General features: G+C 40.1%; 13 protein-coding genes. 3 read left to right on the forward strand and 10 right to left on the reverse strand.

The features are described 5' to 3' along the window. Window positions 1-71 precede the first annotated feature (71 nt). Both BUC20_RS00510 and BUC20_RS00515 read right to left on the reverse strand, forming a co-directional pair. Window positions 72-269, reverse strand: coding sequence for a hypothetical protein (locus BUC20_RS00510; protein ID WP_073226053.1), 198 nt, complete (start codon window positions 267-269; stop codon window positions 72-74). A gap of 268 nt (window positions 270-537) precedes the next feature. Beyond that, window positions 538-1,278, reverse strand: coding sequence for a LytR/AlgR family response regulator transcription factor (locus BUC20_RS00515; RefSeq protein WP_073226055.1), 741 nt, complete (start codon window positions 1,276-1,278; stop codon window positions 538-540). A gap of 176 nt (window positions 1,279-1,454) precedes the next feature. Between BUC20_RS00515 and BUC20_RS34425 the strand changes: the two genes are divergently transcribed. Beyond that, a complete protein-coding gene (locus BUC20_RS34425; protein WP_394334159.1) occupies window positions 1,455-1,565 on the forward strand; it encodes a hypothetical protein in 111 nt (36 codons plus the stop codon). 105 nt (window positions 1,566-1,670) lie between these two features. Here BUC20_RS34425 and BUC20_RS00525 read toward each other — a convergent pair whose 3' ends face one another. From BUC20_RS00525 to BUC20_RS00535, 3 genes are all read right to left on the reverse strand, one after another. Continuing rightward, on the reverse strand, window positions 1,671-2,297 hold the full coding sequence (locus BUC20_RS00525) for a hypothetical protein (protein ID WP_073226058.1): 627 nt from the start codon (window positions 2,295-2,297) through the stop codon (window positions 1,671-1,673). A gap of 103 nt (window positions 2,298-2,400) precedes the next feature. After that, window positions 2,401-3,207 carry a helix-turn-helix domain-containing protein gene (locus BUC20_RS00530; protein ID WP_073226061.1) on the reverse strand — a complete coding sequence of 269 codons (807 nt, stop codon included), beginning with the start codon at window positions 3,205-3,207 and terminating at the stop codon, window positions 2,401-2,403. Next, the gene (locus BUC20_RS00535; protein WP_084528393.1) at window positions 3,208-4,179 is read right to left on the reverse strand and encodes an aldo/keto reductase; all 972 of its coding nucleotides are present in this window, start codon (window positions 4,177-4,179) and stop codon (window positions 3,208-3,210) included. It lies immediately after the preceding gene. A gap of 558 nt (window positions 4,180-4,737) precedes the next feature. On the opposite strand from BUC20_RS00535, the gene BUC20_RS00540 reads away from it, so the two are divergent. Next, a complete protein-coding gene (locus BUC20_RS00540) occupies window positions 4,738-5,205 on the forward strand; it encodes a hypothetical protein (protein WP_073226063.1) in 468 nt (155 codons plus the stop codon). Beyond that, on the forward strand, window positions 5,195-5,662 hold the full coding sequence (locus tag BUC20_RS00545) for a GIN domain-containing protein (RefSeq protein WP_073226066.1): 468 nt from the start codon (window positions 5,195-5,197) through the stop codon (window positions 5,660-5,662). Before BUC20_RS00540 ends, BUC20_RS00545 begins: the two co-directional genes overlap by 11 nt. Before the next feature lie 130 nt (window positions 5,663-5,792). Here the strand turns inward: BUC20_RS00545 and BUC20_RS00550 are convergent, their stop codons facing one another. The 5 genes from BUC20_RS00550 to BUC20_RS00570 all read right to left on the reverse strand — a co-directional run bounded on the left by BUC20_RS00550 (window position 5,793) and on the right by BUC20_RS00570 (window position 13,744). Beyond that, the gene (locus BUC20_RS00550) at window positions 5,793-6,896 is read right to left on the reverse strand and encodes a TlpA disulfide reductase family protein (RefSeq protein WP_073226068.1); all 1,104 of its coding nucleotides are present in this window, start codon (window positions 6,894-6,896) and stop codon (window positions 5,793-5,795) included. A 35-nt stretch (window positions 6,897-6,931) separates the two neighbouring features. Further along, window positions 6,932-8,314: a RagB/SusD family nutrient uptake outer membrane protein gene (locus BUC20_RS00555; protein WP_159441023.1), complete on the reverse strand. Its 1,383-nt coding sequence runs from the start codon at window positions 8,312-8,314 to the stop codon at window positions 6,932-6,934. Between the two features lie 26 nt (window positions 8,315-8,340). Next, complete coding sequence (locus BUC20_RS00560; protein WP_159441024.1) at window positions 8,341-11,664, reverse strand: SusC/RagA family TonB-linked outer membrane protein; 3,324 nt, start codon at window positions 11,662-11,664, stop codon at window positions 8,341-8,343. A 244-nt stretch (window positions 11,665-11,908) separates the two neighbouring features. Then, window positions 11,909-13,072, reverse strand: a complete 1,164-nt coding sequence (locus BUC20_RS00565; RefSeq protein WP_073229300.1) for a FecR family protein — start codon at window positions 13,070-13,072, stop codon at window positions 11,909-11,911. 78 nt (window positions 13,073-13,150) lie between these two features. Next, entirely contained in the window at window positions 13,151-13,744 is a 594-nt protein-coding gene (locus BUC20_RS00570) for an RNA polymerase sigma factor (protein ID WP_073226076.1), read from the reverse strand. Window positions 13,745-13,878 lie beyond the last annotated feature (134 nt).

Here is a 13,878-nt window from a genome sequence, read left to right on the forward strand (position 1 = left end):
AATGATTAAAGATAAAAGAAGCGATATATTTCCAGTCTCGCTTCTTTTATTTAGAAATGTAGTTTAACTAACTACGTTACGGCGACGTAAACCACCACGCTGATGATGCTGGCTTTTTCGTCATTGCTCAAAACGCGCTGCGTTTCACCGAAGATTTTCAACTTCAGGTCTTTAACCGTCATTTTGTCAAGATCGTCGATACTACCGTCGTTCATGTGTTTTTGTACAATCTTATGTACTTTTTCAACTTCTGATGATAAATTTGACATTGTTTTGAAATTAAATTGTAAACTATTGGACTAAGAAAGAATTCAAATTATTCGGTTTAAATCCATTGTCGTTCTCATCTTATCGTTTTCACAATTCAAGTAGCCAATTCAGATGAATTTACTATGGAGCGTTTATAATATCCAGCGGTTATTTTCCTGCCGGCGATTAACTGAAATTAGTAATACCCGATATAATTTTGAAAAAAATCTTATAGAAAGGCTTTGATCAGGTACGAAACGGCTTAAATAAATGACGAAAGCGCTATGGCTACTTTTTTACAGCAGATTTTAATAACCGACCAGTTACAAACTCGGCAAATAGCGTACGGTATTGTTCACCCACTGTTACACTTGTTCCTTGATTCATTTTAATCGTATTCCCATCTATATGGACAATATGATGTGTGTTGATGATAAAACTTCGTTGTACTTTTACAAATCTATTATCCCGTTGCAGCAGCCGTGCGACCTCAGTAAGAGAGATAGAGGTCAATATTTTTTCATGAACCGTATGGATCATTACGTCATTAAGCTTGCTTTCTACGGCAATAACGTCTGCAAAATCAATTTTGGTCAATCGCGCGTTATTTTGCTTGTTTTTCACAAAAAAGAACGGGTAATGATCGCTGACTGGCTGTTCGACCGGTTGGTCGGTCAACAACTTAACGATCATGGTTACAAAATTGATGAGTGAATAGGGTTTGACAAGATAAGCATCAGCATTTAATCCTAATGTCTCACTGGCGTATTGGGTATTAGCTGTCGTGAAAACAAGTTTGCTGGCTTTATGTCTCAAGTCGTTAAAAAACTCAGTTCCTGCAATATCAGGCATCTCTATATCTGTTAGAATGATATCCAAATGAGCACAGGATTTAATTTCAGTTAAAGCAAGCAGAGGATCAGTATAGGTATTGACCAATACTAATTCAGGCATCAGCGATAAATATCGTTGCAGACCATTGATACTATCAAGGTCATGGTCAATAATAACACATTTATAGGGAGTCATGCGATAATATTGGAGTTGAGTAGCGTAATGTCTTTTGTATTGTTACTAATATCGTAATTTTTATTGAAAAAATTATCTTTTATTAATAAACAAATAATGGCGATGCATTAATATCGATATTGATAGTTAATCTCGCCTTTCCCAGCGAACTTTTGATGGCCACGTAGGCCATAGCCATTTACAACTTCGTTCGTTATACAAACGATACAGCTTATCTGCAGGAATATGGACTGGAAGTGTTGGTTGCCATCGCGCGCTTCTGGAAACAGTGTGTAAACTATTTATAACTATGTTGAAATGCCAAGAATTCTGGATGATAACGGGAAACCACGTTTAGATGTATTCGTTTTCAGACCTTCAAAACCAATGCAAAAAGGTGATTTTGTTCAAGGTCAACGAGTAGAGTTAGTATTGTCCAATGAATAGCCTCTCAGATCCCAGGAACCCTTTTCGTCAAGAATTTTTAAATGACTGTTATAGGGTTCATTAGCCTGATAAAGTTGATGCAGCTGATCTGTTAGCGCTGTGAGAAAGTCAAAGAAAATTGAAAATTCTTCTTTTGAGTTGTAAAGCCCGCCCCATTCATTCAATATCCAGCTTAACTTTTTTCCATCCCGGGTGCTGATCGAAAATTCCAGGTAAGGCATATCAACATCTGTTTTTTTGTAATAGTCGAGCTGCCGTCCCCCAAATACCCCCATTTCTCTTACAGGAACCTTAATGGAGCGTATTTCCGAAAACAAAACAGAACCGAAACAGGAACTGGTAAAGCCTTCTTTACTTACTGAGATCGTTTCTGTTGACTTCCTTTCGGAGGCCGTTTTAAACAGCTTGTAAATGGCCACCAACATTAAAGGGACGAAGATCAGCAATAGCCAGACCGGGAAAAGCGGCTTCGGATCTTCCTGTAAAATGATGGTTGAAAATGTTAATGGAATAGTAAACAACGTGGTGAAAAACCAAAACAGGACAGTTGAGTTTTTTTGGCCATTATTAAAACGGAAGCGATAGGTATTCATAATTAGGTACGATCTCTACCATCCGGATTGTCCGGAGGCTTTAGATAGTAAATCTAATTATTATTTGCCCAACTTAAAAATTTGCAGTAGCCAGATCGTATGATCAGATCATCGAAGGTGCTTTACCGAATTTCTGTTTGAACGAACGCGAAAAATGGGGCAGACTTTCAAAGCCGAGATCTAAATAAATCGCCGATGGTTTTTGATGTTTCTGCTCGATCAGATGCTTTGCCGCTTTAAGGCGTTTATCTAACAGCCACTGACGGGGAGGTATGCCAAACGTTTTTGCAAAGTCGCGTTTAAAACCTGCCAGGCTGCGTCCGGTTAACCGTGCAAATCTTTCAACCGGGACATTAAAATGAAAATTGGCCATCATAAAGCGCTCCAGATCAATTTTATGAGGTTCTGCAAAATCGAATAAGTACGACCTCAATTGCGGCAGGCTATGTAATAATAGTTTAACACCTTCTTTGACTTTGAGGATACCCATATCTTCTGTGAGCGTCCCTGCTGCAGCGTGTGCATAGGGAATAATGGATTGAAAATAGCCAAGAAGAAATGGATCGGGCGGAATGGGCACGTTCAATGGACCGACATATTTAGGACTGGTGTCGATCTGTTCTTCCAGTGCTATTTTGCGTAACAGATCTTCCTGCAGGCAAATGACAATGCTCTCATAACTTTGGCCGGGAAGAGGTGTTTTAGTCAGCGTACCCAGCTGATTTTTACCTACCAGCAGCATTTCGCCTGCTTTGAGCTCCAGGTGCTGGTCGGCAGTTTCTAAATGAAGTTGCCCGGAAACCATCAATACCAGCGTATGATGGTTCCAGAAACATACTTTATCTCTCCGCAGAGCGGAGAGATAGGAATAGAAGATCACGCCGGGAAGTATTTCAGCTGGATTGGTCATTTATCTCTGTAAGTAAGTGCCGCCTAAGATGGCGCCTGGTGCAAAAGTAGTATTTAATAATTCCATTTCAGCGCCCGTAAATTCAATGCTCATAGCAGCGATATTTTCCGGCAGCCTTGAACGGCGGCTCATGCTTACCAATGGCATCATATGGTCGCCTTGCGCATTTACCCAGGCGATGGCAAGTTGTGTAGGGGTAACCTGTTTATCGTTCGCCAGGGCTTTCAATACTTCCACTTTTTCCAGGTTTTTGACGAGGTTATCGCCCTGAAAGCGCGAGAAGTGGAGGTGATGATCATCAGCTGCAAGTGGTGCTTTCATATCGCCTGTTAACAGACCTTCGGCAGTATTGGCAAAGGCAGCTACTGCGATACCCATTTCTTTAGCTGCAGGCAGCAATTCGCTTTCTATCTGTCGGTCTGCCAGTGAATAGCCAATTTCCAGTGCACTTATCGGATGAACCTGGTTTGCTTCACGCAGTTGATCAGCTGTGATTTCAGAAACACCGATGTAACGCACTTTACCTTCTTTGATCAGGTCGGCAATGGTGCCTATAATATCTTCCACAGGTACGCTGCCATCCATCCGGCAGGGCTGGTACAGGTCTATGGTTTCAATGCCTAAACGGGTAAGCGAATAATTGATGAAATTCTTGATGGCTACAGGGCGCAGATCCAGGCCCAGCCATTGGCCATTATGAAAGAAAGCCCCGGATTTGACGCTGATGAAAGCATCGTCCCTGCGGCCTTTAATGGCCTTGCCGATTAACAGTTCATTGTGTCCTGCACCATAAAAGTCGCCGGTATTTAGAAAATTAATACCATTGTCAAGCGCAGACTGTATGGTGGCTATACTTTCAGCTTCATCTGGCGTTGGACCTCCCCATACGGAAGACATGCGCATACAGCCCAAACCAAGTTTGGACACGAGTCGGCCGTTTTGCCCCAATTGTATTTTTTTGATCGTTTTCATGATACAAAGATCAGCGTTCGATCATTGCAGCGCTTATCTGTACGGCTCAAGTTTATTGTCCTGGTAGCTCATGATTACATCCAGAACCAGGAAGATCTGAACTTTAGGCAACAATCTGTGTGTGGAGAGGCAACCAGTTAAAATAAATTTAATTCTAACTAGTCCTGATTTCATTTTCCCGTGTAATATGGTGTATAGAAAAGTGCTGATTAGTACCGCATAAATTATAACCGGTTTTTATGATCAACAAAACTAACTGAACGATGAAAAGGACCATAGACAGCTCATAAACAGAGGCGAAAATTGATATTAAAGGTAAAGAACAGGGACGCTGAAGACGCCCCTGAAGTACCTGATGCCCTAAAAAGTGTGACAAACAACGATTAAGAATTAAACAGGCAATCAAATGTATAAAAATACAATGAAATTTCATGTTGGCGCAACCGCCACGTTCCAGATTTACTCCTGACCAGTTCAATCAAAAGGCCCGAAATAATGTCATAATCATACAGGCTCACATTCCATCCATTACTGATACCTCAATTAAAGTGAAAACGCATGAAAAAGAATACTTATAAAACAAAGATGTATAAGGTATTTAAAAAGTACCAGGAAGTTCCAGAAATGTACGCAACGAAGCATATGCCCTTAAATCTTACCATTCCTCCAAATTTTAGAATGCTCTGTGCTTTGTTAGATGTAAAACCTACCCAGGTTATCAATGATTTTATGGCAATTGTCAGTAGTTCTTATCAAGTGAATTTTCCAATTGAGGCGAACAAAGCAGCGGTTGAGTATTTATTAAAGTGTGAATATGGTAAGCGTTACTTCTATAAGGAAGATATTGCTGTAATGCTCAGCGAACTCGAGGCTGTCCGTGTGGTTACCGAAACTATGGATAAAAGCAACAGCACCGAAATGAACCTGTTTTTCTGTTTTAAGCACATGCAAGCCCAAACATGGTTTAAAACATGGTATACAAAAAACAAAAGAAAAAAAACAATTTCCGTGCTTAATGAATATTGAACCTGAATTGCCCGAATTTAATACGATTAGGGTAGTTGGTAAATGTCAGCTATTGATCCAAAAAGGAGAAAGCCCCGAAGTAAGTATTAGCAGCAAAAGATCTGGAATAGATACCAAATTTGAAGTGCGTGATAATGAACTTTTAATTGATGCGATTCCATTCAATGATAATGGCTCAGACAGACCTCTTCCCAAGATCACAATAACCTACACCAAAATTAGGAGCATAATCCTTACAGGGGCAATTGACTTATATACTTGTAACAAAATTACAGGACATACTTTTTCATTAATACTAAACGGAACGGGAAATGTAGTCCTTACTGTGGAGGTTGAAAATCTTGATTGTACGATTGTTAAGGCAGGTACCATAAGGGTGTTTGGCAATGCTGTTAATTCTTTGATCATGCTTTTGGGTGCCGGGAATTATCAGATGCTGCCATTGAAGAATAGCTAAGCTAAATCTAAAAAATCCTTTCCATCCAACCAGGGTCTGGAACAAAAAAAGGCGCCGGAAAAGTAATTTTTCCGGCGCCTTTGATCCTTGATTTTAAGAGATATTTTTAATGTATAATCCCGATTTCTATTTATTTTAGTAATTCCTTGAGTTTGTTTTCAAGCGCTACACCTCTTAAATTTTTGGCTACAATTATTCCCTCTGCATTGATCAGATAATTTGCAGGAATGCTACGGATGCCAAAGTAAGTTGAAACTTCGTTTTTCCAGCCTTTTAGATCTGAAACCTGAGTCCATGGCAGTTTATCATCTTCAATGGCCTTTTTCCATTTCTCTAAATTCTCATCCAGAGAAACCCCTAATATGGTAAAGCCTCTTGCAGAAAATTCATTGTAAGCCTTTAGTACATTGGGATTTTCCGCCCTGCAGGGACCACACCAGGCAGCCCAAAAGTCAACCAACACATATTTTCCTTTAAAAGAAGAAAGACTGATCGGTTTACCGGAGGGATCATTCTGAGTAAAATCAGCGAGATGTTGTCCCACTGCGCCTCTTTTAGAAAACGCTAAAGAAGCTTCAATTTGTTCAGCTAGTTTGGTTTTTTTTAATGAAGGATCTAACATATCATAGACCTCAAGATATTCCTGATATTCAGGATAAGAATATTGCAGATTTCTAACTTCATTTAAGCTGACATAACTTTTTGGATTTTTTGCGACATATGCCTTCGAAATCTCATTAAATTTAGCTTGAAGCTTATCCTGCTTATCCATAACCATGCCCCGGGTTTCAAAATCCCTTGCGTTATTGGCTTTGTGGAATTCTTTATTCAAGCCCCTTCTTTCAGCCCGGAGCTCTTTTGTACTTTCTTCAAGAACACGCCATTCGCTTTGCGTATGACCACCTTTAATTTCTACGTCTGCAAGAGCATTTGCATTCCCTTTAATTTCAACCGGAACATTTTCAACATAAAAAGTCTGGCCAAAAGGCTTATCATAAGAAATATAGACAGAGGTCGGTTCGTCTACACTCCCTTTATAATTGAATTTTCCATCTTTAACAGCCAACGAATCTTTTTTATAATTTATGGAAATGTAGACGTAGGGTTTTTGCAAACCTTCTATATACCCATTAATTGTATATTCTTTTTTCGCTATAGCGGTATCCTTTTTATTCTGGGCGTTGGCCAGGAAAACAATGCCAATCAGGCACAACAGTATTACATTTCTTTTCATGGATAAATCCTCTATTTTTAGTTCACAAAGCTTATTTAATAACCTGGATTCTGGGCAATGATATGATTTGAGGCATCAATACTCAACTGGGGGATAGGTAATATTAGTTTTCCTGCATCCTGCAAACTTGGCTTAACAACAGCGGGTTGTACATCTCCGTTTTTAATATACCTTACAAGATCAAACCAGTCCTCTCCGGATTCCGCACCCAGTTCAAGTTCCTTTTCAGTTCTGATCAGGGCCAGTAACTGGGTTTTATCCTGTGCCGTTACTCCGGTCATTCCTCTTTTTACTCTTAATGCATTTAGTACATTTAGCGCATCCGTTAAAACTCCTCCATCTCTTCGCGCTTCCGCTTCCGCATAAATCAAATAGGCCTCGGCCAGTCTGAAATAATATTCCGTATCATAATTGGTACCATCCACACCTACACTGAACTTGCCATTTCCACGCCATTTTGACGGATCAGCAGGATCTCTGAAATTTCTTACAATAATCGCTTTTCTGGCATCGTTTGTCAGCAATGCAGTGTAGCGGGGCGACAAGAAATTCCCGGCATTGATCCAATAAAAATTCTTACCGGTACCGGAACTATTCTCCGTCGCAAATACCAGGGCCGAAAGAATCACTTCGTCAGACATATGTTTTTGTTTTTGAAAAAGATCAACAAAATTACCTGCCAGTTCTGCCGGACCTGCCATTACCTCTTTGGCAAGGATTGCAGCACCGGAATAATCCTTTTTATAGAGTAATACCTTTGCTTTTATGGCTTTAGCCGCAAGTTTGGTCGCATAACCTTTTTTACTGCCCTTCACATAGTCCTTACCATTCAAAATGGCTTCGTCAAGATCAGATAGAATCAAGTCGTACGAAGCTTTAACACTTGAACGGGGGGCAACGGGCAGTTTTGGGGCATCTTTTATTTCTACACCGAATTTCGAATTAACATCCCAGAACTCTCCAAACAAACGGAGGATGTAAAAATGCCCTAGTGCTCTTAAAAATCTTGCCTCAGCAATAATCTGTATCTTTCGCGGATCGTTTACCTTCAATGCCCCGGTCTTATCAATCACCCAGTTTGCGGTTTGTATCAACTGATAAGGCCCTGCATACAGATAATTATTGATGTTAGCATCTGTAGTTTGTACCGTATTGTTGGTATATGCTATGCCCGAAACAGCCGTAGAAACCACATTCAAGCCCATTAAACTGGTGTAAATGCCCATTTGGTTGGCCATAGCTTCATCTTTCAAACTGTAATACGCACCACTAAGCAACTTTTCAGCGGAGGGGATGTCTGTTACCACCGTTTCTTCACCCAGCTTATGGTGAGGGGCTAGTTTAGTAACCTCGGTCAGCTCACATGCCTGGGTCAAAAACAATAACAAACAGGTGCAACTTGTATATACTATTTTCATCGTCTTCATATCTTATTTTTAATCGTTTAAAACTTAAAATTAACTCCAAAGCTCATTCCTCTGGCTTGTGGGTAAACGCCGGTATCCCTTCCATGGTCGGTAAACGAATTTTCGCTGTTTGCTTCCGGATCGAGTCCTTTATATTTTGTCCAGGTCAACAAATTGCTTGCCCCGACAAATACTCTGATTTGCTGTACATACAACATTTTCAGCAAATCGTTTTGAAACACATAGCTCAATTGAACATTCTTTAACCGTAAAAATGAACTGTCATCTACAAAACGGTCCGTTCTGGTATCAACATTCTGCTGCGGACCATTTATCACATTTCTCGGTTGATCTGTATTTGGGTTTTCCGGAGTCCAGGCAGTTAAAACTTTAGGTGATACATTAAAACCCCATCCCCTAAAACTATCCATACTCATCTCTCTTAACAACTTGCTACCCACATCAAATTGCAACAAAGCACTCAATTCGAATTGCTTGTATCTAAAAGTATTGTTCCATCCCCCAAAGTATTTTGGATTCTGGGCATAACCTAAAATCTGACGGTCGGCAGCGTTAATTATCCCATCATCATTGGTATCTACATAGCGAACATCACCTGCAGAAGTTTGCACCGTCTGATAATAGGCCCTTGGGTTCCCTGACTTTTTCCTGGCTTGCTCATTCGCTGCATCTACCTCTGCCTTACTCTGGTAAAGTCCGTTAGTTCTATACCCTAAAATTCCGTTAAGTGGCAGTCCTTCCGTTATAGGTGTTCGGCCAAACAAGGTTGTTCCGTAAGTTTTTTCCACTTTATTTTTATTGAAAGTCACGTTCAGATCAGAAATCCAGGTGAAATTTTTAGTGCTTACCGGTATACCGCTAAAAGTAAACTCCCACCCCCGGTTACTCAGATCACCAACATTCCTGGTTTCAAAAGTATAACCACTGGAAAGTGGAACACCCGGCCCCGTAATTAAGCCCTTGGTGTATTTGCTGTAATAGTTTACCGAAGCCCTCAATCTGGATTTAAGGAAACTTAGTTCTAATGCGACATCAGTTTGTGTGGTACTTTCCCAGCGAATATTTGGATTTGGACGTCCGGCATCCGGATTAGCGCGTACACCACTAACTCCATCAAACATAAAACCTGTATTAAACAGTGTTAAAAATCCGAAAGTTCCAAAAGCAGAGGTTCCGGTTTTGCCGGTAGTAAATCTCAGTTTGGCATCATCTAAAAAATTCAGTTTTTCCATAAACTTCTCCTTAGAGAAGCGCCAGGCTACGCCAACAGAGGGGAAGTATCCCCACTGGTTTTCAGGACCAAACTTGGTAGAATTATCAGCTCTGCCACTTAAACTTAAATAATATTTACCATCATAATCATAATTGGCACGGGCAAAAAATGATTCGAGTCCACTGCTTTCCTTTATATCTCCGGCACCGGTTATACGTGCGGCAGACCCCAGATTATTCAGGACATCATCATTGGGGAAATCTTCGCTGCTAATAGATACGGCTGTACTCATATTGAGCGTCCAGGATGCACCGGAAACTACGTCAATATGATGTTTGCCGAACAATTTTGAGTAGTTTAAAGTGTTGTCGAATATCCTGTTCGTATACTTGTAATTTCTATCCATCCGGGTTCCTTTTGTACCAGAACCTATTTTGGAAGTCATCCAGCTGGGGTAGTAGAGATAGCCTGCATTGCTATTGATGTCAAATGCAAGTGAAGACCTGAGCTTTAAACCGGGGATAATTTCCAATTCTGCAAATCCGGAGGCCAGTAAACGCTGACTTTCATTGACATCAGTATTTTGGCGTTCTGCTACCGGATTGTCACCACCCGAAGCTTTGGCATAAGTTCCATCCGGGTTGTAAACGGGAATATCCGGTCTGTAAGTTAAAACAGATGAATTCATAAATGTTGGCCCTAATCCTCCACCATTAAGTGTACTGCTGCTAAAATTCAGGGTTGTTCCTACTTTAAAAAAGCTAAGTACCTTAGATTCTACGTTCGCACGTACAGAATATCGTTTAAAACCACTTTTAATCAGTATACCTTTCTGATCTGTCAATCCTGTTGAGAAACCATAAACTGTACCACCATCTTTAGAAGCGCCCAATAGGTTAACATTTATATTCTGAACAAGGCCTACCTGGGTAACCGCACGTTGCCAATCCGTATTGCTGTTACCTGGAAAATTCTCATCTTCAATAGTCTGCCCTGCTTTTTCATAAATTCCCTTTATTAAGCTAACGTATTCAGGCCCCGAAAGCAGGTCGTGAAACTTATTCTGCCTGTCAACAGAGGCATCGTAACTGAAACTGAAAACTGGTTTTTGTCCGGCCTTTCCTTTTTTAGTAGTGATAATGATGACTCCATTAGCTGCTCTTGAACCATATATGGCCGTTCCGGAAGCATCCTTTAAAATCTCGATGTTTTCGATATCGTTCATATCTATACCTGCGAGAGGATCCATTAATCCTAAGCCTGGCGCAGTCCTCATTGCTGACGAACCTCCGCCATTGTAAAGCTGAATAGGGATGCCGTCAATTACAAATAGGGGATCATTAACTCCTGAAACCGTCGAAAGTCCTCTGATACGGATAGAAGCACTTGCCCCTGGCATCCCATTGGGCCTGCTTACCTGAACACCCGGGGCTCTGGCAACCAGTCCCTGTGTGAAATTAGTGGCTACCTGTTGACGCAAATCATCACCAGTGATGCTGGCTACAGAACCTACCAGATCTTTTCTTTTGGTCGTTCCATAACCAACTACTACTACGTCATCCAGTTCTGACATAGATGGAATCAGCCGTACGTCGATGATGCTTTTCCCTTTCACCGCAACCTCCTGTGGTTTGAAACCCAAAAAAGAAACAACCAATACTGCACTTTCGTCTATTTTGTTTAGACTCCATCTTCCAGTTGCATCAGTAATTGTTGCTTTTCCTCCATTTTTAATCCGTACGGTAGCGCCAGGTAATGGTTTCCCTTGTTCATCAGTAATTCTTCCTGTAACGTCTACAAGATTAAAATAGCTAACGAACCTTTCTATTATAGATTTCTCTTTTTCTCTGATCACCACAGTATGATTATCAATAGTATAAGTCAGATCTTGTCCTTCCAGGCATTTCTCCATTACCTCTGCCAGATTTGACTGTTTAAAGTTTACATCCAGCGTTTTATTCTCAAGACTGTTTGATGACCAAAAAACAGTATATCCGGTTTGTCTCTCCAATTCCTTAAAGACATGTTCAAGCGTTGTTTTTTTTTGCCTGTAACTCAGGGTTTGAGCAAAAGTAGCAGCGCTTACCTGTACAAAGGTGGTTAGTAATATAAACGTAATTAGCTTCATAGTAAGCAGTATAGTAGGGGTATGGCGGTTCCACCAACCAAAATTTTTAGTATAGATTTTATACATTCAGTCGTCTGTTAAGTTTCTTAAATCGTTGTTTGTCACACTGTATTGGTTTGTTGATATTTCAGGAGGCGTCTTCAGCGGCTCCATTTCTTCTTTTAAACCAATTTTCGGGAATTGCTATGCGCTACTGATGGGCTTTTTCATGGTTTGATTGGTCTCTGGTTGATACATAAACTCGTTATTTGCGATTTACTGTAATATTTTTTCCTTCTATTTTGAACTTTACTTTACCCGTTAGCTCCAACATTTTTAGCACCATCGAGACATTGGTAAACCGGGTAATGGTCCCACTAAATGGTATTTGTTTAACTTCTTCATCTTTGTAATCGATGCTGACATCATACCATCGGGATACTTTTCTCATAATCTGATCCAGATTTTCCCGGTTAAAAGTAAAGTAACCTCTCTGCCAGGCAATTGCTTCCTTAGGATCTTCAAGCTGTTGTATATTAATTCCTGAATTTGTAAGTGTTGATTGCATTCCTGGTTTAAGAAAGCTTGAAATTGGAGAATTGGGGACGGATACCCGCACACTGCCTTCCAATAAGGTGGTTTTAATGTGATGCTCATTGGCATAACTGTTAATATTGAAATGTGTTCCGAGTACTTCTACTTCCTGTTTAGCTGAGGTTACCACAAATGGCTTTGCTTTATCCTTTGCCACTTCAAAATAAGCTTCTCCAATCACCTCAACTTTCCTATATTTTGATTGGTTAAAACTGGCAGGAAACTTAAATACTGACGCTGCATTGAGCCATACTTTAGTGCCATCCGACAAGTGAACCTGATAGGTGCCTCCTGCCGGAGTTGTTATTGTGAGTTGTCTGCTGGGTTCGGCCTCCTCAACCGCAATGCCATCATTATAAGTTAATTTACTGGCGTTTACAACAATGCCTGTTTTAGCATCACTAAGCTTGATCTGTCTGCCGGAGGATAAGGTTAAAGTGGCCGTGTTGTGGCCAGGGGGAATATCATTATTTCCGACTGTTTGCGAATTCATAGTGCCGGTTCGCTGCTGCGGCATATAAAACCAAAGTCCTGCACTTATTGCAATGACAACTGAAGCGGCGATTGCAATTTTAGGCCATAGCTTAACTTTCCGCGGCTTGATAAATCGCTTATCGCTCACCAATTTAATAAAAAGGGCATCCATCTCTTCCGCTGTATGGTGCTTGTTGCCCCTTTGTCTTTCTGGCTCCCAAACCTTATCCATAGCTGCGTAAACCGGATCAGTGTCCTCTGATTTTTTAAAATGATCCATCAGCTCTATGTAGTCCTCTTTGCTAATGATCCCTTCAGTAAATTGTTTAATTAATGAGTTTAAGCGTTCCTGGTTTGCCATAGAATTTGTCATCGGCCAAATTGGGCAGATATAGTGTATTACACGGTAAAATGAAATGAGGACTAGTTAGACTAAAATTTATTTTAATAAAGCCAGAAAAAGAACTGTAAAATAGGCAGTATCTGATTGGTTAAGATGGGTGCGTAATGCTTTTAAAGCAGTAACAAGATGGTTTTTAACCGTATTTCTGGACAAGTTTAACTTAGCTGCAATCTCATCAAAAGTAAGTCCTTCATAACGGCTCATTCTAAAAACAAGCTGCTGCTGTGGCGGTAATTGGTTCACAGCATCTTCTATAAATTGACTAAGATCATTCAATAAAACTATTTCTTCAGTTTCATTACTTAATGTCTTCATATTTAGCCAAAGGTCATCCATTGCTTTCTGTGATGTAGCAATATCTCTCAATGCATTTAGCGCTAATCGCCTTGTTATGGTGTATAAATAAGGTAAAATAAAACGATTTTCATCTATTTTTTCTCTATTTGTCCATACATTCAGTAGCGCATCATGAACAATTTCTTCTGCATGCTGCCTGTTCTTTAAAAATCGGTAGCAAAACATATAGAGTTTCTGATAATGCAGATCAAAAATCTTTCTGAATGCATATTCATCGCCTGATTTTAAATCAATGAGCACTTGTCTTCCTTCAATTTCCGGGTTGCCGAGCATTTATTTTTGGGGGATTCTTAAGCACTAAGTTAAAAATCCATTTGTTAATTGTATCATCGCAAAAAGTAAAAAATGAAAAAATAAGCCTAATAATTATATAAAAATGAAAAGCTGATTAATGTTTTTATAGAAAT

The organism is Pedobacter caeni (genome assembly GCF_900129215.1).
GTDB classification, from domain to species: Bacteria; Bacteroidota; Bacteroidia; order Sphingobacteriales; family Sphingobacteriaceae; genus Pedobacter; species Pedobacter caeni.

Excerpts from the sequence above, each read along its gene's own strand:
- BUC20_RS00560 (WP_159441024.1), bottom strand. The coding sequence starts at position 11,664 with ATGAAGCTAATTACGTTTATATTACTAACCACCTTTGTACAGGTAAGC.
- BUC20_RS00540 (WP_073226063.1), top strand. The coding sequence starts at position 4,738 with ATGAAAAAGAATACTTATAAAACAAAGATGTATAAGGTATTTAAAAAG.
- BUC20_RS00565 (WP_073229300.1), bottom strand. The coding sequence starts at position 13,072 with ATGGCAAACCAGGAACGCTTAAACTCATTAATTAAACAATTTACTGAA.
- BUC20_RS00535 (WP_084528393.1), bottom strand. The coding sequence starts at position 4,179 with ATGAAAACGATCAAAAAAATACAATTGGGGCAAAACGGCCGACTCGTG.
- BUC20_RS00570 (WP_073226076.1), bottom strand. The coding sequence starts at position 13,744 with ATGCTCGGCAACCCGGAAATTGAAGGAAGACAAGTGCTCATTGATTTA.
- BUC20_RS00555 (WP_159441023.1), bottom strand. The coding sequence starts at position 8,314 with ATGAAAATAGTATATACAAGTTGCACCTGTTTGTTATTGTTTTTGACC.
- BUC20_RS00525 (WP_073226058.1), bottom strand. The coding sequence starts at position 2,297 with ATGAATACCTATCGCTTCCGTTTTAATAATGGCCAAAAAAACTCAACT.
- BUC20_RS00530 (WP_073226061.1), bottom strand. The coding sequence starts at position 3,207 with ATGACCAATCCAGCTGAAATACTTCCCGGCGTGATCTTCTATTCCTAT.
- BUC20_RS00515 (WP_073226055.1), bottom strand. The coding sequence starts at position 1,278 with ATGACTCCCTATAAATGTGTTATTATTGACCATGACCTTGATAGTATC.
- BUC20_RS00545 (WP_073226066.1), top strand. The coding sequence starts at position 5,195 with ATGAATATTGAACCTGAATTGCCCGAATTTAATACGATTAGGGTAGTT.
- BUC20_RS00550 (WP_073226068.1), bottom strand. The coding sequence starts at position 6,896 with ATGAAAAGAAATGTAATACTGTTGTGCCTGATTGGCATTGTTTTCCTG.
- BUC20_RS00510 (WP_073226053.1), bottom strand. The coding sequence starts at position 269 with ATGTCAAATTTATCATCAGAAGTTGAAAAAGTACATAAGATTGTACAA.